Genomic DNA, 19,913 nt, shown 5'->3' with positions numbered 1-19,913 from the left:
AGATAGAGGAATGAGTTGGATTTGAACGAGAACAAGGCACGTCGGGTGCTGGTGGTAGGCCTGGGGATCAGCGGGATCGCCACCGCGTTGCGGTTGCACGGCATCGGGTGGACACCGGTCATCGTGGAGAAGGCGCCTGCACGGCGTTACGGGGGCTACTTCATCGGGCTGTTCGGCGCGGGTCGGATCTCCGCCGAGCGGCTGGGCATCCTGGACGGGGTGCACGACCGCACGCCGCAGGGCGCACACTTCGACATCGACCGGGCCGGCAACCGGCGGTCCGGGCTGGGCTTCAAGGACCTGCCCGGTGTGCCGTGGCTGATGCTGCGCGGCGATGTCGAGCGAGCGGCCTTCGACAAGCTGCCGCCCGAGATCGAGATCCGCTACTCCACCGTGCCCACCAAGATCGAGCAGGACGCCGACGGCGTCGACGTCACGTTGACCGGGGTCACTGACGGCAACTCGACCATCGAGCGGTTCGACCTGGTCGTCGGCGCGGACGGCCTTCGTTCCACGGTCCGGGAGCTGGCGTTCGGACCACACGAGAAGTACCTACACCGGATGAACTACATGATCGCCGCCTTCGAGTTCCCCGGCACGCCGGGTGATCTGGAAAAGGAGGACGGGGCGACGCTACTGGAACGCGGCCGGTCGATGTGGATCCTCCCGTTCTCCGACCACAACCCGACCATGCTGCTGTCCTACCGCACCGACGACGTGGACGCCGAGTTCGCCGAGTCACCCGCCGAACGGATCCGCGCGACGTTCGGCCCCGAACCGCTGGGCCACACGCTCGGTGACGCGGTGGCGGCCGTGGAGTCCACCGACGAACTGATCTTCGACTCGGTCGAGCAGGTGCACCTGGACAGCTGGCACCGCGGTCGGGTGGTCCTGGTCGGCGACGCGGCGTGGTGCCCGACGCTGTACTCCGGGATGGGCGCCTCCGCCGGGTTGTGCGGCGCGGAACTGCTGGGCACGATGATCGCCACCTACCCCGACGACCTGCCCCGCGCGTTCACCGAATGGGAGCGCAAGCTGCGCCCGTACATGAACCTCTACCAGAAGATCGGGGTGCAGCAGCGGACGTTCTTCACCCCGCACACCCGCTTCCACACCGCACTGCGCAGGGCGATCTTGTTCCTGAACAGCAGGCGCGTGGTGGGAGCCCCGTTGCGCTGGTGGACCGTGAACAACAAGGCGGCTCGGATGAAGGAGGCCGACATCACCCGAGTGTGACGGACCCCGGCCCGCGTCCCGGTCGCCGAGCGTCGATCGTCGCCGGGCCTCCCCTGTGTGTTGAACGCAGTCGCGGCTTGCAGTTGGACGGCGACGAACGTGCCCACCCGCTGTGCCTGGCACAGGAGACCAACGGCAGCGGCGCACGGATTGGGTCAGCAAAGCGAAGGCGGCGGCCGCGATATCCCGTGCGTCGATCCAGCCCACTCGTCCGTCGCCTGTGGCGGTGTGGATCCCTCTCTGGCTGCGGATCCGGTCACGGTGACACAGTCGCAGGTGAACGCCGTGTTCGCGGTGGCGTTCGCCGAGCAGTTGCGCGGCGAATTCACCGAGTTGGGCCACTTGGGCCGCCAGCGGGGTCCATTAGGGCCCAACCATCATGACGTCCACGCCCTGTGCGCGGACGGTGGCGGCGACTTCGGCGCCGAGCACGCCGTCGCCGACCACCACGGGTTTCTCGCAGGTTGCCAGTCCGGCGCGCAGGGCACGGACCTCGTCGGAGGGTGCGCAGCAGGTGCATCCCGGACAGGTCGGCTTGGTCGGGTAGCGGCAGGGGTCGCACGCCTGGTCGCCAGCACGACGGCGTCGGCCGTCAGTGCCAGTCCGGCGGCGGTGGACACCGTGCGGGTCGAGCATCGAGACCGACTGCGGCATCGCCGAGGATGAAGCGGGCGTCCACCCGTTCGGCCAGGTCCTCCGGCGTCCGCAGGCTGGCCCGTGCCGATTCCCCACTGCCTGCCAACACCTGTTTGGACAACGGCGGCCGATCGTAGGGCAGGTGTTCTCGGCACCGAGGAGTGTCAGCGAACCCGCTTAATCCCTGCGGCGTAAGGCCTCTGCGGTAGCCAGGCCCGCCGCTGAGGCTCCACGATCAGGCCTCGGCGGGGCTGTCGCTCACTGCTTGGTCAGCCGGATCGCCGCGGCCGGGCAGACGTCGGCGGCTTCCTGCACGACCCCGTACAGGTCGGCAGGCGGTTCGGCGTCGAGCAGGATCACGACCCCGTCTTCATCGCGCTGGTCGAAGACGTCCGGGGCGGTCATGACGCAGGAGCCCGCTCCGCAGCAGGTGTCTTCGTCCACGGTGATCTTCATTAGCTGTCTATCTCCAAATGCAGACGCCGAGTCGGCGCCCGTCGGTCGATGTCGGGGGGTGAATTCAGGTAGTGGTGACCGAGGCCGTCCACATGCCGACGATCGCGTCGATCAGGCCGATGGCGCTGTCTTCCCAGTTCGGCCTGGTGGTAGTGGTGCTCTCGGCCAAGGCGCGTTCTCGCTCGGCGAAGGGGCAGGACATGAGGTTGGCGCTGCATTCCAGGTGGACGGATCTCGGGAGCTAGGGCAGGCGGCGGTTCAGTCAGTCCGTCAAGAACCTGCTGAAGGGACGCGGTGGTAAGCGAATCGTGAATGGCGATCCGGCGAAGCCCCGGGTCGGCCATCACCTGAGCACCGAGACGCGCGTACCGACTCGGGTGCCAGGGCGGCCGCCGGATACTGCGTCGACGGCGGGATCAGGCAGGCGCCACAGTCGTGGGCCTCGGTGCTCTGGCCCAACTCGTCCACCATCGGAATCCGCACGTGTTCGGTCCCCGAGCGCTCCGTTCGCGCCACCATGGTCACCACCGCACGGGCAACTCCTTCAGTCCGCCGACCACCAAACCGTCGACGCGTTCGAGGTCTTCTGCGGGCACCGCGAGTTCCAATGTCGGCAGCCGCCGCAACAGCACCTCGAGCACGGCCTGCAGTTCGGTGCGGGCCAACGATTGGCCGAGACAGGAGCTGCCACCGGAACCGAAGGCCAGGTGCGGGTTGGGGGTGCGGGCCAGGTCCATTTCGGCGGCGTTGTCGAAGGCGTTCTCGTCGCGGTTGGCCGCCCCGATGTTGCACACCAAGGTCGTCCGTTGCGGCACGGCGACCTCACCCACCTCGATATCCGCGTCGATGAAGCGGGGCAGGCCGAAGCTGGGGTTCGCGTCCATGCGCAGCGCTTCTTCGACGGCGGTACGCACGAGGGTGCGATCGGCGAGGAGTCGTTCCCACCGGCTGCGGTCGGCCAGCAGCATCCCGACCATTTTGCCGATCATGTTGGAGGTCGTCTCGTGGCCGGCAAGCAACAGTCCCTGTGCGGTGTTCAGCAACACGATATCGGTCATGACCTGCCCTTCGGCATCAGCGGCCGCGATGAGTTCGCTGATCAGGTCTTCGCCGGGATTCTCGCGAGTAGCGGCGATATGGCCAGCCATGTAGGCGTCGAACTCGGCCTGCGCCACGTCCATTTCCGCCTGGGTGAAGCGGGTCAGGCTCAATAGGGCGTTGGACCAGGAGGCGAACTTGTCCCGGTCGTTCTCCGACACACCGAGCATGTCGCAGATGACCCACACCGGCAGCGGAAAACCGAGAGCGCTCTTCAGATCAGCGGTGGGACCGGCAGCCACCATGTCGTCGACGAGCTGTTCGGCCATCGCCTCGATGGCGGGTCGCAGCGCGGTAATCCGCTTGGCGGTGAACCATTTGCCGACCATCCGGCGCCACTGCTGATGGTTCTCGAGGTCCAAGGCCGTAACCAAAGGACTGCTGAACACGCCGCCGGACTCGTTGTCCGAGACCCGAGCCGCATCGGGACTGTTGAGAGCCGGGCGGAACCTCGGATCGGCCAAGACCTGCTTGACGTCGGCATAACGGGTCAGCAGCGAAGCTTCGTCCCCGCTGGGCAGCCGGACTTTGGCGACCGGACAGGTCTGGCGCAACCGACTCCACTCGGGCGGCGGTTCCAACGCCGACGGGGCTGGGATCGGATAGTCGAGGACCGACTCGGTGCGCTCGCGGCCTGCTGCTGGCTCGTCCACGTGGATCTCCATGTCGCCAGCTAAACAACTCGTTGATCTTTGCACAACCGGCCGCAGGCCGGTCTTACTGACGAACCTGACCTCGGCGGTGTTCGGATTCTCGATGTTCGCGATGTCGCTGGTGAAACCGCAGCTGCTGCAATTGCCGGTATCCACCGGGTACGGCCTAGGCCAGGCGATGATGGTCGTCGGTCTGGTGCTCGCGCCTTCGGGGCTGGTGATGACGGCGATGGGCGCCGGTTTCCGCCCGTGGTTCACGGACGGGCGACCCCAAGGTCACGCTGACATCGCCGTGATCGGAAGCGCCTCAACCTTGTTGCAGCATCGGCACGCGGCGCCCAATCGCGATGAGCGAGCACCATGTCGGGTTGGCAACCGCGCCCGGTTGTGCGCTTGCGGTGGCGACTACGCAGCCCGGTTCGGTGAGTGAGGTTGACCTTCTTAGATCAACGAGAGCGATGGCGGGAATCAAGGTCCTCGAGTCTCGATCATCCTGCTGATCGGAGGTCATTATCGAAGCTCGCACCTAAACGGAGCAATGAGAGCACGGACATCGCAGCAAGGGCATCAGCTACGTTAGCCTCAGCCGGTACGTAAGTGCGGGGTCTCCGAAGTTCATCAGTATTGAGCGCCCGCGAGACGAGATGCCGCGAGGTACAGCTGGAAGTGGGAGACGTCTAAAATTATCCAAAAAATTCCCGCCGGATTTTTTTAGCGCGGACTTGCACCGTCGCCTCCCTCCGAAAATCAGCCGTCTTCTTGCGATGCCATAGTCACTTGATCGCCCCTTGTTGCCATTGACAAGGGCCGTCTAAGAAATGAACGGCTCAGCCTCGACCGGCACTTGCGGTCACCTCCCGCCCATGATCGCCCGAGCACCATCGGTGACGGCTCACACGCTAACGTCACTCTAGATCGACCGCGCTCGGAGTCATGGGAGCCCGGCAGCGGAAGACTTGCGGATCACGACGCACCTTACCCAACCGAGGGACGGCCACAGTGACCGAGCGGCCCAATGGACACGGTGATTCTTCTGGCGGTCGGCCGCTGTGGCACGCCGATTTCCGCCGGTGGCTGGGAAGTCGGACGATCTCGTCTGCAGGCACCGAGGCTCTTGCCGTCGTTGTCCCGATTCTGGTGTATCAGCAGCGGCTCGGCAGCGCTCACCGGCGCGGCTTCGGCCATCATGACGATTCCGTATCTACTGTTCGGTCTGCTCGCCGGAGCGATGGCCGACCGGGTCAACCGCAAGCGGCTCATGGTGCTCTCCGATCTGACGGCCGCCGCTTTAGTCGCGTCGGTACCGATCGCTTATCTGCTGGGCTCGATCAGCGCGATCCATGTCGTCCTCGTGGCGTTCGTCGCGTGGACGGCTTTCGTCTGGTTCGATGCCGCAGCCTGGGGAGCTCTGGTCAGCGTGGTGGGTCGCGATCGCCTGGTGGGCGCCAACTCGGTGATCTGGTCGCTTGGGATCACCGCCGGGATCGCGATGCCCGCAGTGGCCACGGCCGTCGGCAGCGCAACGCATCCAAGCATGATGCTGGTCCTCAGCGCGGTGACCTACTGCGTCTCGGCGCTTCTCATTTTCCGGATTCGCACAAAGCTTGATCTCGACCCACGTGGGACATCCGCACCGCAGGAATCGTTAGGACAGGCGATCCGCGCGGGCCTGCGATTCATCTGGCGGACCGTGGAGGTCCGCATCGTGACCCTGGCGTCGGTGGGTCTCACCCTGTCCAGCGGCGCCGTCATCGCATCCTGGTGGTGCATCTCGACCGGAATATCGGGATCGCCGCAGACGACTGGCGGATCGGGTTGTTCTTCGCGGCGGGTGCTGTCGGCGCACTGCTGGCGTCGGTCCTGCTTCCGGTGTTGACGCGATTCGTGGGCGCCGGGCGCCTCTCCGCGCTGGCCTTCACCTTGTACGTTCCCGCGCTTGTCGCCGTGTCGGCCGCCGCTAGCTGGTTGTTCGCCCTCGCGTGTTGGGCGGTGTGGTACTGCACCAACACGTTGGCGGTGCTCAACGGTGTCACCCTGCGGCAGCAACTCACGCCGGATGAGTTGCAGGGACGGGTCAACTCCTCGGCACGGATGATCGCGCTGGGCGGAACGCCGATCGGTGCGTTGCTCGGTGGGGTTCTGGCCGAGACGGTCGGGGTTCGTGAGACCCAATTGTTGGCGATCGTTCCGGTGGCCGTCGCGGCGCTGGTCCTGTGGTGGTCGCCGGTCCGCCGTTTCCGGGTGTGATCGGTTATCGAGAAAAACCGGTGATGTCAGGGAACCTCGATCCGGTTCCCTGACACGCTGCCTGGAGCTTTCCGGCTGCAGTCGACAGCGTCGGCCGCCGTGCTGCAAAGCGTTCGTCGCTTCGACGCGCCATCCGAACGCCCCGGGCGCTCAGCCGTGATCGTGGGTGGCTGCCTGCTGAGGAACCCGGCCGATCTCCTCGCCCTCTCCCAGGACGACGAACTGACCCATCATTCCCTGATCCTCGTGGGTCAACAGGTGGCAGTGGTACATGTACGGCATGTCCGGATTGGTGTAGCCGTCGAAACGCATCGCCAGGCGATAACGCAGGTCCGGGATGAGCAACACGGTGTCCTTCCAACCGCGCAGATCCGGTGGCGGCTCCGCGCCGTCGACGTCGAGGATCTGGAATTGCACGTCGTGGACGTGGAAGTTGTGGATGTAGCCGTTGACGTTGGTGACCTCCCAGACCTCCGTGTCGCCCTCACGGACGCCGAAGTCGATTCGGTCCATCGCCATTCGCTCACCGTTGATGTTGCGCCCTTCGAGTTCGAAGGTTCGTACCTCGGCGATGTCGTGGGTGTCGAGGTCCGGCGCCGAGGCCAGCACGGCCGGGATCTCGGTCTCGTCGGTAAGCGTGTCCGCGGCCCGGAATTGGATGATGTCGAAGCGGTCCTCGTCGCCGTTGAGTCGGGCGGGCGCCATATCTCCCAGCTCGAACTCGGCCTCGTAGGACCGAAGTTCCACGGTCTCCCCCGGTTCGAAGGCCACCACGATCTCGGCGCGCTCGCCGGGCGACAGTTGAACCCGGTCGGTTGCCCATGCCTCGGGCAGTAGTCCACCGTCGGTGCCGATCAGTTGGAATTCGCGGTCGTCGGAGAGGCCGAAATTGTACATCCGCGCATTCGAGGCATTGAGCAGCCGCAACCGCACGAGTCGCGTCGTCACCTCATGGTAGGGGCCTCGTGACCCATTGACGATGATCTCGTCGCCGAGGGTTCCCGAGGTGCTCATGAACGGGATCGATTGATCGAACTGGTTGTTGTCGTCGAATTTTCGATCCTGCACGATCATCGGAATATCGTCGACGCCGTATTCGGCGGGCAGCTTCAACTGATCGACGTTGTCGTCGTCGAGGATGAACATTCCCGCCAGACCCCGGTACAGGTGGTCGGCGGTGTTTCCGTGTAGGTGCGGGTGATACCACAGGGTCGCCGCAGGCTGGTCGATCGTCCAGTTCGGCGTCCAGGTCTCGCCCGGGCCCACGGGCTGGTGCGGGCCACCGTCCATGTCCGGCGGTAGGTGCATGCCGTGCCAGTGCAGCGAGGTCGGCTCGTCCAGACCGTTGTCGACTCGAAACCGGACCTTCTCCCCCTTGGCCGCACGAATGGTCGGCCCGAGGTAGGCGCCGTTGACGCCCCAGGTCTCGGTGGGGCCGCCGTCCAGGAACAGGGTCTCGCCGGACTCGATGTCCAAGTTGAACACCCGTGCCCCGGATGCGTCCTGTTCGGATTCGGCGAGTGGTGGTATCCCCAGTTCCGTGCCGAATTCCACCGCGCCGACGGTGTCGATTCTCGCCTGGCTGAAGTAGATGAGCCCGGCTCCGACACTACCGAGCAAGAACATTCCGATGACCGCTAATATCAGTCTCCCCCATCGCCTACGTCGACGAGCGGGCTTTGATTCCTTATTCACTTCTCCCCTTCACATTATTTTTCACGGTCTTTCGAGAGCCACGAGCGCGCCACCGAATGGTCGACGACATCAAACGTCGTCAACCATTCGGGAAGGCTTCACTACAGCGGCCAGCAGCATGACGGGAGTTCTCCGTCGAATGCGACGCAGCCAACGCCACCGCCCATCAACGAGACAGGACGGCATGGCGGCTCAAACAGGGTCGCGGCCGACGGATCGTTCCGATCAGGCCTGATGTCGACCGGTGAAGATCACTGGCTCAAATGAGCCGTGTGTATCTGGTACGAAGGCGCACCCGAGGGTGTCCGCCACTACTGGGCCAGAAGCTCTCCTTTTCTGCACAGCACCGCGCGAAGAGATCAGGCGTCGCCGAGGATCCCGGCATGATCGCGGGCGAAGTCGGCGATGTCGCGGGCAGGCATCCCCGTGAGATCGGCGACCGCGGCGTGCACCTCGGCGGCTTCGCCCCGTGCGTAGTGGGCGTAGTCCTCCAGGAGCCCGTCCAGTTGCCACGACGGCACGAAAGCGGCGAGCTGGCTCGCGAAGACCTCCGGTGGCGCGTCCTGGAAAGTGATCTCCTTTCCGGTGGCGACGGAGAGCGCCTGCGCGATCTCGGCGTGGGTCACCGCACGAGGCCCGGTCAGTGTGTAGGTCTTCCCCTCGTGTCCGGTGCTGGTCAGCACGGCAGCGGCGGATGCCGCGATGTCCCTGGTATCGATGGCACTCACGGCCGAGGTGCCGATGGGCGCGGCGAACCAACCCTGCGCGATGGTTGCGGCGAAGAGAAGCAGCGCCTGCAGGTAGAGGTTGGGGCGCAGCACGGTGTAGTCGAGGCCGATCTTCGCCACATGGGCCTCGACCTCGGCGTGCCAGCGTAGGAAACGGACCGGCGAATCGGTACGCGCCCCGTACTGCGAAAGCAGTACGAGCCGCTTCACACCGGTCTCGCGGACGAGGTCGGCGAACTGGATCTGCAGTTCGGCGGCGTCCTCGGCCGACGGACTGTTGAGGAATGCCGCGTCCACCCCCTGCAACGCGGCGGCCACCGCACCCGGATCCTGCAGATCGGCGATGACGTTCTCCACGCCGGGAACGGTCCGCTCGGGGTTGCGAACCATGGCGCGGACGTGGGCGCCACGGGCTTGCAGCGCGGGGATCAAAGCCGATCCCACGGTTCCGGTCGCGCCGGTCACGAGCACGGTCGGTGCGTTCATCGTCTGTCTCCTTCTCTTCGGTTGTCGTCGACGACGCACTGCCGTCGACGACATTTCTATTGTGAGTAGTCACTATCTAAAGCGGGTAAAAAATGCCGCCGCCCCGAATGGGACAGCGGACGATCAGCTACCCGAGTCCAGAAATCGCTGCGCCCACGGGTCCTGCGGGGCGCGCTCGGGCAGGTTCATCGAGGCGGCCACCAGGTACAGCATCCCGGCGGCGAAGAAGTCGTGGGCCTTGTCGGTGCCCACGCCCGGCAGCGCCTCCATTCGCTCGAACATGTCCTGCGTCCACTCCTGCATCAGGTCGCGGATGTCTGGGTCGTTACACGCGGCGTATCCCTGGGTCAGGATGAGCATCAGTTCACGGTTCTCCATCAGCACACCCCAGGCGTCCGACATCACCTGCAGATGGTCACTCTCGGCCGCTTCCCCGGCCGCGAGCATCGTCCGCGCGATGGTGTCGAAGCACTGTCGGAGGACCGCCATGAAGAGCTCCTTCTTGGTCGAAAAGACCCGAAAGAGGTTCGGATGCGAGATCTCGACATCCTTGGCGATGGTCACCGTCGAACCGCCGTGCAGCCCCTTGTGACTGAACTCCTTCAGCGCTGCGGCAAGGATCTGCTCACGACGTCGCTCGATACTGACCCGTGGCCTTCGCCCTGCCGCCGACATGATTGATAGTTAACACTCACTACTGCGATGACGTCAACTCGGCAGGTCGGACAGCCGCGCCGGATCAGCCACCGGCCGCGAGCTCGACGACACATCGGCCACCCGGGCGAAACCCGATCGCGCCCACGCCAGCCCCTCGACCGCGTTCGACCTCGCCGTTCGGGCGTCCTCGGCAATCGGTGTCCTCGAATGCCTCCGGCCCGCCGCGATCCGGACCACTCCCCGGTCCGGACCACTCGCAGCTCAGGCGACCATGAGCCTGCGGCGCAACTCCCGGACGGCGAGCTGTGTTCGGGTCTTCACCTTCACGGCCTTCAGTAACCGCGCGACATGCACCGCGACGGTACGAGGGGAGCAGCCGAGTTCCGCCGCGATCTCGTGATTGCTCAGGCCCTCCAGGATCAGATCGAGCACGCGCGTCTGTGCCGAGGTGATGGCAGGCGGATCGAGCAAGGGGGCCGCCGTCTGGTCGACGGCATCGCGGGTGCGGCCCGGCCAGTCACGCAAGGCCAGCCGGGCGGCGTGCAGATCGACCATCGCCGCCGTCTGGCGATCGGCACGTAGTGCCGCGCGCCCTCGGGCCAACAACGCTCTGGCGCGGTCCACCGCGGCGAGTCCGTCCAGGTCGATGATCAGCCAGCTCTGCGGGTCCGGTGCCGAGCCACCGTGATCGGACAGCACGATGTCGACGAGAGCTCGCAGCTCGGGCCTGGCGATTCCATCGGGCAGCACCTGGTCCAGCCAGGCTCGTAATGCCGTGGCAGGCAGGCCCGCCTCCATGCCGATCAGCGCCGTCTCCCACGCTCGGTTCGGCCGCGAGGCATGTCCCGCCCGATCGACGCATCGCGCATAGGAGTTCATCGCCGTCGTCAACGAACCCGCGCCCGCGGCCGAGGCGATCACTCCGCCCAGGTGTCCGTACAACCGGGACCAGACGAGTTCCACGCCGACGGAGAGGTCCCATGCTCGACGCCCGAGCGTCCTTGCGGCGGCGAGGTCGCCGCGCGCCCAGGCGAGTTGGCTCCCCTTCGCCGTCAGGGCGACCTGCTCGGAGCGATTCGTCTCGTGGTCGAGATGTCCGATGAGTTGATCCCAGCCCCGTTCCCATTGGCCGGTGTGGACCGCGAGATCGACGGCCTGGCGCACGATGATCCCTCGGGCACCGTGGCGATCGGCGAGCTCTCGCGCCCGCGCCACCCACAGCCAGGCGTCCACCTGCAAGGCACCCGACGAGATCCGACGACGCAGTGGCGCCAACCGTGCCAGGAGGCCGTTGTTGACGGCCCGGTCGAGGACGGCGAGATCGGCGGCCGGATCGCGGGCGACCTCGTCCAGTTCGGCGAGTCCGTCCTCCCGACGCGAGGCCGCATCCGGCGGCGCGGCGTCCGAGATCAGCACGGTGCCTCGGCTGACTCGGGCATGCAGGACCGCGAGTACCTGCTCTGGTTGGAGTTCTGTCAGCGTCTCCGCCAAGGCAAGGCAGCGCAGCACGACATCCAGCGCTCGATCGTATTCCTCGGCGCGAACGTGCAGCACCGAGCGAGCAGCCAGTGTCTCCACCGTGAGGTGGGCATCCGATCCGGCTGCCTGCTCCGCCCGCTCCAGCGCCTGCCGAGCCCCCGCCGCGTCCCCGGCCCGCCAACGTGTCGAGCTCTCCGCGCACCAACGGCGACATTCCGAGGCATCGGGCGGCGGTTGATCGACACGCTTCGTCGCCATACCCTGCATCCTCGCAGCCATAGTCATTCTTGACTACATCCGGACGAGATCCACCGCATCACACTGTTCGACGTGTCCTCAACAGCTCTTGAAATAGACGCTCTCACCAGGGTTTTCGGCAGTCGAAGCCGACCGGATCGGCTGGCGCTCGACCAGGTCACCGCATCGTTCGACGCGGCCCGCGTGCATGGCCTGCTCGGGCCCAACGGCGCGGGAAAGACCACGCTGTGTCGCATCGTGTCGACCGTGCTACTGCCCACCAGCGGTCGAGTCACCGTGCTCGGACACGACGTCGTTCGCGACAGTCGTGCCGTGCGGCAGCGCATCGGGGTGGTCTTCGGCGGTGACCGAGGGTTGTACGGCAGGTTGACCTCGGCGGAGAACCTGGCGTTCTGGTGCGCTCTGTACGGCGTGCCCCGTCGAACCGCGCAACGGAGGATTCCCGAACTCCTCGCACGAGTGGGCCTACTCGATCGAGCGCAGGTCCGGGTGGAGACCTTCTCCCGAGGGATGAAACAACGGTTGCATCTGGCCAGAGGGTTGGTCGCCGACCCGCCGCTGTTGCTGCTCGACGAGCCCACGGTGGGGATGGATCCCGTCAGTGCCTTGGATTTCCGAGAGCTGGTGGCCGAACTTCGCGCCGAGGGACGAACCATCGTGCTCACCACGCATGACATGACCGAGGCCGAGGCCGTGTGCGACACGCTCACGTTCGTCGACGGCGGGCGGATCGTCGGGAGCGGGACACTCGCAGAGGCTCGATCCCGCGTCGAACTCGGACATCGGATCGAGATCCGCGATCTCGCCGCCGACGTTGCCACCCGAGTGGTCGCGGAGTCGAGCCGGTTGCCGGGGGTGACCGTCGAGGGCGCTCCGGACGTCGAATCAGCGCCCCGCTCAACCGATGCGGCCGTCACCGCCACGAGCGTGGTGCTGCGGGTCGCCGAGGAGGGTATGGCGGAGGTGCTGGCCTGGCTGGTCGCCCAGGGCCACACCTCGTTCGAGACCAGCGCGCCCAGCCTTCAGGACGTCTACGTGGCCATGCTGGGGACCACGGCGTCCGGGCAGGCACGCGGGATGGGTGTCTCGTGATCGGCGCCGCGACGGCGACCGCCGCGATCGGGTTCCGCACTCAGTTGCAACAGATGCGCGGGAATCCCGACTGGTTCCTCGCCCTGTTCACCGCGCCGTTGACCACGGTGGTGTTCGTCTCGATCTTCCAAGCCGGCGGGCGGGCGGACCTGACGTCCTACGGGATCCTGGCACCCGCCCTCATCGCGCTGTGGGCCATGGCGCTGCAGACCGCGGGCGAGCTGATCGCTCGCGAACGCGAGAACGGCTCGTTGGAGCTGCTCGTGGCGGCGCCTGCGTCCTTCGGCATCGTGCTGGCCGGACGAATCATGGCGGTCATCTCGGTGTCGCTGGTGGCGTTCGTCGAATCGTGGGTCGTCGGCTGGGTGATGACGGGTTCGCCGGTGCTCATCGCGCACCCGCTCGTCTTCGCCGTGACGGTGCTGGTCACCGCCTTCGCCATGGCGGGCACGGCGACGGTGATGGCGAGTCTCTTCGTGCTCGCGCGCTCGGCACGCACCTTCCAGAATTCCTTGAGTTATCCGTTCTTCCTTCTGGGCGGGGTCGTCGTTCCGGTCGACCTCATGCCGGAGCCGGTGCGGTTGCTCGCCCGGTTCGTGTTCCTGTCCTGGTCGTCGGACCTGCTGCGCGACACGCTCGATCCCGGGCCGGTGGTCGCCGTCGCGTTCCGCGTCGGGATGGTGCTCGTACTGGGTACGGCCGGTTTCCTATTAGGCGGCCTGTTGTTGGGCCGCATCCTTCGTCGCGTCCGTACAACGGGGAGCCTTGCCCATGCCTGACATCTCCGGTACGCCAGGCACAATCGCCGACGCCAGGACCGCGATCGTGGCGGGCTGGCGGGTCGCCCTGGCCGATCTGCGTACCGTCTACACCCCGTTGACCTGGTCTGTCGGCTGGCTTGGCCGGATCATCGTGCAGGTTCTGTTCTTCGCATCCATCGGGATGCTGTTGGAGAGCCGGGACGCGGTGCTCTTCCTCTTCGTGGGTCAGGCGGTGATGGCCTGCGCGGTGGAGGCCTTCCTGTCCATCGCGTCCACCACCTGGGAGCGAAACTCCGGCACTCTGGGACTACTGATCGCCGCGCCCGGTCCACTGTGGGCGGTGTTGGTGGGCCGCTCGCTGTTCTGGGTGCCCAGCGGTATCGCCACCTCCAGCGTGACGTTGTTCCTGGTTGGTCCGCTCGTCGGGCTCGATTGGACGCTGCCGACCGCTGCGGTCGCCTTCGGTTGTGTCGTACTCACGGCGTTCGGTTCGTACGCCCTCGCGTTGGTGGCCGCGGCCTTCGTATTGCGTGGACCACGATGGCGCAACGTCGTCAGCAACCTGGGCCACACCACGATGATGCTGCTCGCAGGCGTCACCGTGCCGGTCAGCTTCTGGCCATCCTGGTGCCAGGGCTTGGGCCAGGCATTCCCGCTCACCCATGGACTCGCCGCGATCAGAGCACTGCTGGATGGACCGACCATCGATTGGTCCGGAGTGGGGCTGCACGCCGGGTTGGCGCTGGGCATCGGTCTCGGCTGGTTGGTGGTCGCGGCGGTGGCGTTCACCGTGTTCGCGGGTGCGGGTCGGCGTGATGGATCGATCGATCTGGACGCCTGATCGGCTGCGCCGGTTGCGGTCCCGGGTTCAACGAACGGGTTCAGTCCGCGCCGCCCGGCCGCAAGCCGTTGAGCAGCACCTCGACGAGCCTGCGGGGGTTGTAGCGCGGGTCGCCGTCGTGGCCGATACAGAGGTTGCCGATGCCACGCATCAGCTCGTAGGGCTCGGTGTCCGTTTCGATCTCACCCGTGTGACGCGCTGCGTCGAGCAACTGCGCGCAGACGGGGACCAGGCGGTCGAGGAAGTAGGTGTGCAGGGCCTCGAAGGCGTCGTTGCCCGGCTGCAGAGCATCGGCCAAGCCGTGCTTGGTGACCAGGAACTCGATGAACAGGTCGACCCATCGGCTTAGCGCGGTGAACGGTGTGTCGGCGGTTGCCAGGAGCTTCGGGCCTGCCTCGGCGCACGCCTCCACCTGGTGACGGTAGACGGCGACGACGAGTTCGGCACGGGTCGGGAAGTGCCGGTAGATCGTCCCGACCCCGACGCCGGCTCGGGCCGCGATCTCCCGGATCGGTGCGTCGACGCCGGAGACGACGAAGACCTCGGCTGCGGCGGCGACCAGTGCCTTCTGGTTGCGCACCGCGTCGGCCCGCTTGCCTCGCGCAGGCGTCGCTCCCGGGGAATCGGTTGTGGACACCACAGCTCCCTCTGGCGCTCTTTACAAAGCGGATCAACGTTCCGTATATTTCCGGAACGTTGTTCCGCTTAACCGGATCGGTCTCGCGTTCAATCAGTACTCGTCGGCCGGGCGGACAAGCACCGCTTGCACACCCGGTGATGCGAGGAACCCCTCCATCACGGCAGCGCCATCCCCCGGGCCGAACACACCGACGATACGGGCGGGCCGTCTCCCATCCTCTCCGGAAAGGCCGAAACCAAGCTATGACCCGACAGCAGCACACGGAGTCCGACGCCCACCCGACCACGGCCCTGATCACCGGCGCCGCGCACGGACTCGGCCTGGAGACCGCCCGGCAACTGGCCGCGACCGGGGTTCACGTCGTGATCGCCGCCCGAGATCCGCAACGGGCAGCGGCGGCCGCGCAGCAGCTCGACGGGGCCGAGGCGTTGCCGGTCGGCCTGGACATCTCAGATGCGGAGTCCGTGGCGGGCGCGGTGGCGGCGTTCGGTGCCCATCCGGGCCGACTCGACATCCTGATCAACAATGCCGCCGCCCACCCCAACCGGTTCGAGACCGCCACCGAGGCGGACCTCGCGGCGGCGGCCGAGGTCATCGAGGTCAACCTGTTCGGCGCCTGGCGGATGACGCAGGCTTTTCTGCCCTTGCTACGTCGATCCGATCGTCCCCGAATCGTCAACGTCAGCTCCGGTGCGGGATCGCACGGCGATCCGCAGTACGGCTTTCCGCTGGCGGGCGGCGCGGCGGCGATCCACGGCATCAGCAAGGCGGCGCTGAACGCCTTCACCGCCGCACTCGCGGCCGAGCTGGCGGACACACCGATCATCGTCAACGCCGTCTGCCCCGGAGTCACCGCGACCCACCCCGGCGCCGAGCACCTCGATGCACGTCCCGTCGCCCAGAGCGCTCCCGGCGTCGTCTGGGCCGCGACGCTGCCCGATGACGGGCCGAGGGGTGGTTTGTTCCGCGATCGGGAAACCCTGGCCTGGTAGCGGCGTGCACCCGGCCGACAGCAGGGCCGGACGCGGTTCGGCGGCTGCCCCGCACCGTGCCGGGACAGCCGCCGAACCAAAAGGATTACCGGCTACATCCGTTCGATCCACACGTTGCGGAACCGCGGATTCTCGCCCGGATCACCGTGGTCCTGCAGACGAATCTGCCCCTGGGATGGGCCTTCCGGCTGACCCGCACCGGTCGGACCGTCGATCGCGACGTCGTCGTGCACGAGTACGTCGTTCCACCACAGGCTCACTCGGGCGTCCTCGACCTTCTCGCCATCGCTGTCGAACCGCGCTGCGCGGAACTCGATGTCGTAGGTCTGCCAGGTGCCCATATCGGTCGCGGCATTCACATCCGGGGCCTTCTTCAGGTAGATGGCACCGGCATCGTTGTCCTTCGGTTCCTCGATGCCGAAGGATTCGAGCACCTGGATCTCATAGCGCTCCTGGATGTAGATGCCACTGTTGCCTCGGGCCTGTCCGGTCACCTCCGGCGGGTATTGCGGCTGGTACCACTCGGCGTGCATCCGGAAGTCGCCGAACTTCTCCTTCGTACGGATGTCACCGCCGAAGGACTCCATCGAGCCGTCCTCGATCGGCCAGGTCGCCTCGCCGCCTGCCGTCGCCTCCCAGGCGTCCAGATCCGTTCCGTCGAACAGGGTGATCCGCTCGCCGGGGTTGACGGTGATCTTGTCGAAGTTCACGTGTCCCTCGTCGTCGGGATCGTGCACGAAGGCGATCGTGTTCCCCCCCTCGCGCAGTGGCAGGGACTCGACGTGGGTGGCCCAGTTGTTCCAGGCCCCGGTGTTGGCCAACCAGATCTGCTTGTGCTTCTCACCGTTGAGATACACGCTGATCGATTTGGTCGTGGGTTCAGGATGGTCGATGTTCAGGCCGTTCGCATACCGCAGGGCGACATCGTGGTCGCCCGCCTCGTCGGCGGTGACGGCAAAGGTGGTGCTGGAACCGGGCTCCCACATGCGGTCGACGAATCCGGCCCCCGAGTAGCCGGAGTGCTCGGTGTTGTACCCGGCGCCACCCGCCAGTGCGGCGGACTCCGCCTCGTACTCCGGGGGTGCCGTCGTGCCGTCCGGCAGGGTGTTGAGGGTGTACCAGGCCTCCGTGCTCCACAGTTCCTCGCCGGACTCGTCGGCGAAGGGTCTCGGCGAGTGCACGTACACGACGTGGCCGGGCTTGAGGCCGTCCATCTGCAGTGTCACGGTCTTGCGGTCCTCCGACAGCGTCGCCTCGCTGACCTCCAGGGTCTCCTCGTCGACCTTGGGACCGCCGTAGGCCGGGGTGGCGACGTACCGCCACTGCTCGGCGTTGTACTTCGACGCCAGATCCTGCGCGGTCTCCTCGGACAACGGCTGGGTGTACTCGATCTCGAATCCTCCGTCGACCGCCCGCATGGCCAGCATGTCGAAGGCGTCGCTGCCGGTGAGGGACAGCTTCTGCAGACCGAACTTCAGCTTGCCCGCCTGGCCCCAGTTGCCCTCGGAGCCGATGCCACCGGTGTAGATCGCGCCATCCGGTCCGAGGCTGATCCGGCTGGTCCCGGATTCCAAGCCCTGGGTCATCCGGAACACCGCGCCCTGGTATTCGTCCCCGATCTTCTCCAGGGATGCCCGTTGCAGACCGCCGTAGGTCACGTCGCCGAAGATCATCTGTCCTTCGAAGACGCCGTCGGGCAACATCAGCGGGTTGGTCGGCGAGTTCGAGACCTCGCCGTGCGGCAGCCAGAGCACCGGGTCGGACACCGGACGGTCGTCGTACGGGCCGTCCGGGTTCATGTGGTGGTTGAAGAACCGGTCCTGTTCGACGCGCACCAACTTGGACGTCGGCAGATAGGCGCCCTGGTTGTCGGTGATGAAGATGTCGCCGTCCGGGCCCCAACCGAGGCCGTTGGGGGTGCGCAGTCCGCCTGCCACATAGGACACCTCGCCGGTGTCCTTCTCGACCTTGAGGGCGGTACCCCGGTTGGGCACGGGTTGCGGGTCGGCGGTGGCACCGCCGGGGACCATCGCGATGCCCAGGCTGACGTAGAAGTAGCCGTCCTCGTACAGCAGACCGAAGGCGAACTCGTGGTAGTTGCCGCCGAAGGGCCAGATCGCGATCGTGTCGTACTCATCGGCGACCTCGTCGCCGTCGTTGTCGATGAGCGCGGTCAGGCCGTGCTTCTCGGAGACGTAGAGGGTGCCGTCGACATACTTGATCCCCATCGGTTCCTGGAGATCCTCGGCGATCTTCTTGAACGTCACCTGGGAGGGATCGGTCGCTCCGGTGACGTTGTCGATCAGGTACACCTCGCCGAGCTGGGATTCCCGCGAGCCGCCCCACGTCGAGATGGCCAACCGGTCGTCCGGCAGCCAGTCCATCCCGGTGACCTGCGGTTCGAAACCCTCGGGCCGCAGGTCGGTCAGCGTGTAGTCGGGGTGCACGTCGTTCAACGGCAGCCCGTCGCCGGGCGATTCCGTGACGCCCTCGCATTCCTTGCGCCCCGGCGAGGTCACCCTGGTGACGCCCTCGTCGGTGCTCAGCACCGAATTGGGCACGACGGTGAAGCCGTCGGCGCCCGGTGGCTGCCATTCCAGCAGGAGCCGCTGGTCGAAGTCACCGTCGAAGTGGTCGATGTGCAGGGCGTGGTAGCCGGGATCGAGGTCGATCGAGCCGTCCTTGGGGATCTCCCCGTGGACGCCGCCGTTGTCGACGACCTCGGTATCGCCGAGGAAGAGCCTGGCGCCGTCGTCACTGGTGAGCCGGAAATCGTAGGTACCGGCGGTGTCGACGTTGAGGTAACCGCTTACTTCTGTGACAAAACGGTCGGCGATGCCGAAGTCCTCATTGGTCGACCAGTCGATCGTCGGCATCAGTTTGTCGATGTTGGGCGTCTGACTGGGTTTGAGTGTGCAGTAGTCCTCCAAGGGGACCTGCACGTCGAACACCCGCATCGTCACGCCTGGTTCCTGCGGCGGTATATCAGGCTGGGCGATGGCCGTGGCCGTGGACCCTACAAGTAGAGGCACTGCGAGCAGGGCGACGAAACGCCGCATGGGCCTTCCTCCTCGGGGCAGGACGCGGACCCACGCTCCGCTGCGCAGGGACCGCGTTACCCCCAGCTAAAGGCGACTTTCAAATAATGTCAACAAAAGTCGGCATCTAATTTCCGAAAGTGGTTGCGGTGTCGGGAATCGAGATCCCGCGAAAACCATTCGACGAACCAGTGAACGAATAAGCCCGGCGACATCCGCAGCCGGTGAACGCCCGTAGTCGATTTCGTCCGTTCAGCGCAATGATTCCCGACGGATACGCTGGCGCATTGGCTCACGAAACACCGCCGGACGGTGCAGTCCACCGCAGCAGATAGCGGTAGTACAGGGCCCGGCGGATCCGGACACCGGGCAGCAATCGCCGCGCCACGGATCGGATCTCGGCCAAGTTCTCGTGGACGTCGGCCACCGGCACCCCGATATCCCGGGTCTCGTGGTTGCGGCGCGAACCGATGCGGACCAGGGGCACGGCCAGACCGGAGAGCAACCAGTCCACCGGGGTCTTGTTCGCCGACAGTCCGACGACGAGCAGGTCGCCGCCGGGACGCAGCAGTCGGCGGGCCTTGGCCAGCGATTCGGCGAGATCCAGGTGGTGCAGCACGGCGACGAGGATCACCAGGTCGAAGCGCTCCGAATCGGGCTCGAACTCGGCGAAGCCGGTGGGCCGGAGTGTCACGTTCGGGGTCGATGCGAGGCGGGTGCGGGCTCGATCGAAGGTGGGCGCGTGTGGTTCGAGTCCGGTCGCCGTGGCGCAGTGTGGAGCCAGTCGTTGGAGCAGCAGGCCGTCGCCGCACCCGACGTCGAGGACATCGGGCTCACCGTGCTCGGCCGCGATATCCAGGATCCAACGGTGATACGCGGTGTTGTGGTTCCAGTAGTCCTGCACCGTGCCATGGTCCACA

At 66.2% G+C, this 19,913-nt stretch carries 18 protein-coding genes and 1 pseudogene; 9 read left to right on the top strand and 10 right to left on the bottom strand.

Features of this window, described 5'->3' with window-relative positions; all coding sequences use genetic code 11:
* Positions 1 to 15: 15 nt before the first annotated feature.
* Entirely contained in the window at positions 16 to 1,236 is a 1,221-nt protein-coding gene (locus BKA25_RS11175; RefSeq protein ID WP_236750287.1) for an FAD-dependent monooxygenase, read from the top strand.
* Positions 1,237 to 1,497: 261 nt separating this feature from the next.
* Positions 1,498 to 1,902: a hypothetical protein gene (locus tag BKA25_RS28370; RefSeq protein ID WP_157421117.1), complete on the top strand. Its 405-nt coding sequence runs from the start codon at positions 1,498 to 1,500 to the stop codon at positions 1,900 to 1,902.
* Between the two features lie 228 nt (positions 1,903 to 2,130).
* On the opposite strand, the gene BKA25_RS11165 is transcribed toward BKA25_RS28370, so the two are convergent.
* The 3 genes from BKA25_RS11165 to BKA25_RS11155 form a co-directional block, all read right to left on the bottom strand.
* The gene (locus BKA25_RS11165; RefSeq protein WP_069850038.1) at positions 2,131 to 2,328 is read right to left on the bottom strand and encodes a ferredoxin; all 198 of its coding nucleotides are present in this window, start codon (positions 2,326 to 2,328) and stop codon (positions 2,131 to 2,133) included.
* A 64-nt stretch (positions 2,329 to 2,392) separates the two neighbouring features.
* Positions 2,393 to 2,530: a TetR family transcriptional regulator gene (locus BKA25_RS11160; protein ID WP_157421118.1), complete on the bottom strand. Its 138-nt coding sequence runs from the start codon at positions 2,528 to 2,530 to the stop codon at positions 2,393 to 2,395.
* A gap of 319 nt (positions 2,531 to 2,849) precedes the next feature.
* Positions 2,850 to 4,079: a cytochrome P450 gene (locus tag BKA25_RS11155; protein ID WP_236750288.1), complete on the bottom strand. Its 1,230-nt coding sequence runs from the start codon at positions 4,077 to 4,079 to the stop codon at positions 2,850 to 2,852.
* Between the two features lie 19 nt (positions 4,080 to 4,098).
* Between BKA25_RS11155 and BKA25_RS11150 the strand changes: the two are divergent.
* The 3 genes and pseudogenes from BKA25_RS11150 to BKA25_RS11140 all read left to right on the top strand — a co-directional run.
* A pseudogene (locus BKA25_RS11150) lies at positions 4,099 to 4,363 on the top strand (MFS transporter); the annotation flags it as partial.
* 731 nt (positions 4,364 to 5,094) lie between these two features.
* Positions 5,095 to 5,955 carry an MFS transporter gene (locus tag BKA25_RS11145; protein ID WP_069850044.1) on the top strand — a complete coding sequence of 287 codons (861 nt, stop codon included), beginning with the start codon at positions 5,095 to 5,097 and terminating at the stop codon, positions 5,953 to 5,955.
* Positions 5,949 to 6,326: an MFS transporter gene (locus BKA25_RS11140; protein ID WP_172803810.1), complete on the top strand. Its 378-nt coding sequence runs from the start codon at positions 5,949 to 5,951 to the stop codon at positions 6,324 to 6,326. The genes BKA25_RS11145 and BKA25_RS11140 overlap by 7 nt, the downstream gene beginning before the upstream one ends.
* A gap of 150 nt (positions 6,327 to 6,476) precedes the next feature.
* Here BKA25_RS11140 and BKA25_RS11135 read toward each other — a convergent pair whose 3' ends face one another.
* The 4 genes from BKA25_RS11135 to BKA25_RS11120 form a co-directional block, all read right to left on the bottom strand.
* Positions 6,477 to 7,952 carry a multicopper oxidase family protein gene (locus tag BKA25_RS11135; protein WP_084643092.1) on the bottom strand — a complete coding sequence of 492 codons (1,476 nt, stop codon included), beginning with the start codon at positions 7,950 to 7,952 and terminating at the stop codon, positions 6,477 to 6,479.
* A 428-nt stretch (positions 7,953 to 8,380) separates the two neighbouring features.
* Positions 8,381 to 9,235, bottom strand: a complete 855-nt coding sequence (locus tag BKA25_RS11130; RefSeq protein WP_069850048.1) for an SDR family oxidoreductase — start codon at positions 9,233 to 9,235, stop codon at positions 8,381 to 8,383.
* 123 nt (positions 9,236 to 9,358) lie between these two features.
* A complete protein-coding gene (locus BKA25_RS11125; RefSeq protein ID WP_069850050.1) occupies positions 9,359 to 9,910 on the bottom strand; it encodes a TetR/AcrR family transcriptional regulator in 552 nt (183 codons plus the stop codon).
* A gap of 243 nt (positions 9,911 to 10,153) precedes the next feature.
* Positions 10,154 to 11,629 carry a helix-turn-helix domain-containing protein gene (locus tag BKA25_RS11120; protein WP_172803811.1) on the bottom strand — a complete coding sequence of 492 codons (1,476 nt, stop codon included), beginning with the start codon at positions 11,627 to 11,629 and terminating at the stop codon, positions 10,154 to 10,156.
* Between the two features lie 72 nt (positions 11,630 to 11,701).
* Between BKA25_RS11120 and BKA25_RS11115 the strand changes: the two genes are divergently transcribed.
* The 3 genes from BKA25_RS11115 to BKA25_RS11105 are packed head-to-tail and all read left to right on the top strand — an operon-like array spanning position 11,702 to position 14,323.
* Positions 11,702 to 12,721: an ABC transporter ATP-binding protein gene (locus tag BKA25_RS11115; protein WP_069850056.1), complete on the top strand. Its 1,020-nt coding sequence runs from the start codon at positions 11,702 to 11,704 to the stop codon at positions 12,719 to 12,721.
* Complete coding sequence (locus BKA25_RS11110) at positions 12,718 to 13,500, top strand: ABC transporter permease (RefSeq protein WP_084643093.1); 783 nt, start codon at positions 12,718 to 12,720, stop codon at positions 13,498 to 13,500. The genes BKA25_RS11115 and BKA25_RS11110 overlap by 4 nt, the downstream gene beginning before the upstream one ends.
* Complete coding sequence (locus tag BKA25_RS11105; RefSeq protein WP_069850058.1) at positions 13,493 to 14,323, top strand: ABC transporter permease; 831 nt, start codon at positions 13,493 to 13,495, stop codon at positions 14,321 to 14,323. The genes BKA25_RS11110 and BKA25_RS11105 overlap by 8 nt, the downstream gene beginning before the upstream one ends.
* 40 nt (positions 14,324 to 14,363) lie before the next feature.
* Here the strand turns inward: BKA25_RS11105 and BKA25_RS11100 are convergent, their stop codons facing one another.
* On the bottom strand, positions 14,364 to 14,960 hold the full coding sequence (locus tag BKA25_RS11100; RefSeq protein WP_069853770.1) for a TetR/AcrR family transcriptional regulator: 597 nt from the start codon (positions 14,958 to 14,960) through the stop codon (positions 14,364 to 14,366).
* Positions 14,961 to 15,205: 245 nt separating this feature from the next.
* Between BKA25_RS11100 and BKA25_RS11095 the strand changes: the two genes are divergently transcribed.
* Positions 15,206 to 15,955, top strand: coding sequence for an SDR family NAD(P)-dependent oxidoreductase (locus BKA25_RS11095; RefSeq protein WP_069850060.1), 750 nt, complete (start codon positions 15,206 to 15,208; stop codon positions 15,953 to 15,955).
* Positions 15,956 to 16,047: 92 nt separating this feature from the next.
* Here BKA25_RS11095 and BKA25_RS11090 read toward each other — a convergent pair whose 3' ends face one another.
* Positions 16,048 to 19,014, bottom strand: coding sequence for a 3-keto-alpha-glucoside-1,2-lyase-like domain-containing protein (locus BKA25_RS11090; protein ID WP_069850062.1), 2,967 nt, complete (start codon positions 19,012 to 19,014; stop codon positions 16,048 to 16,050).
* Between the two features lie 271 nt (positions 19,015 to 19,285).
* On the bottom strand, positions 19,286 to 19,897 hold the full coding sequence (locus tag BKA25_RS11085; protein ID WP_069853771.1) for a class I SAM-dependent methyltransferase: 612 nt from the start codon (positions 19,895 to 19,897) through the stop codon (positions 19,286 to 19,288).
* Between the last annotated feature and the right edge of the window lie 16 nt (positions 19,898 to 19,913).

It is taken from the genome of Actinoalloteichus hymeniacidonis, assembly GCF_014203365.1.
Lineage (GTDB): Bacteria > Actinomycetota > Actinomycetes > Mycobacteriales > Pseudonocardiaceae > Actinoalloteichus_A > Actinoalloteichus_A hymeniacidonis.
Note: the sequence above shows the minus strand (reverse complement) of the source record. Positions and strands in the feature narration are given on the sequence as shown.

Bases quoted from the DNA above. Each gene is read 5' to 3' on its own strand.
- BKA25_RS11125 (WP_069850050.1), bottom strand. From the start codon at position 9,910: ATGTCGGCGGCAGGGCGAAGGCCACGGGTCAGTATCGAGCGACGTCGT.
- BKA25_RS11105 (WP_069850058.1), top strand. From the start codon at position 13,493: ATGCCTGACATCTCCGGTACGCCAGGCACAATCGCCGACGCCAGGACC.
- BKA25_RS11120 (WP_172803811.1), bottom strand. From the start codon at position 11,629: ATGGCGACGAAGCGTGTCGATCAACCGCCGCCCGATGCCTCGGAATGT.
- BKA25_RS11145 (WP_069850044.1), top strand. From the start codon at position 5,095: ATGGACACGGTGATTCTTCTGGCGGTCGGCCGCTGTGGCACGCCGATT.
- BKA25_RS11165 (WP_069850038.1), bottom strand. From the start codon at position 2,328: ATGAAGATCACCGTGGACGAAGACACCTGCTGCGGAGCGGGCTCCTGC.
- BKA25_RS11160 (WP_157421118.1), bottom strand. From the start codon at position 2,530: ATGTCCTGCCCCTTCGCCGAGCGAGAACGCGCCTTGGCCGAGAGCACC.
- BKA25_RS11135 (WP_084643092.1), bottom strand. From the start codon at position 7,952: ATGTTCTTGCTCGGTAGTGTCGGAGCCGGGCTCATCTACTTCAGCCAG.
- BKA25_RS11090 (WP_069850062.1), bottom strand. From the start codon at position 19,014: ATGCGGCGTTTCGTCGCCCTGCTCGCAGTGCCTCTACTTGTAGGGTCC.
- BKA25_RS11130 (WP_069850048.1), bottom strand. From the start codon at position 9,235: ATGAACGCACCGACCGTGCTCGTGACCGGCGCGACCGGAACCGTGGGA.
- BKA25_RS11095 (WP_069850060.1), top strand. From the start codon at position 15,206: ATGACCCGACAGCAGCACACGGAGTCCGACGCCCACCCGACCACGGCC.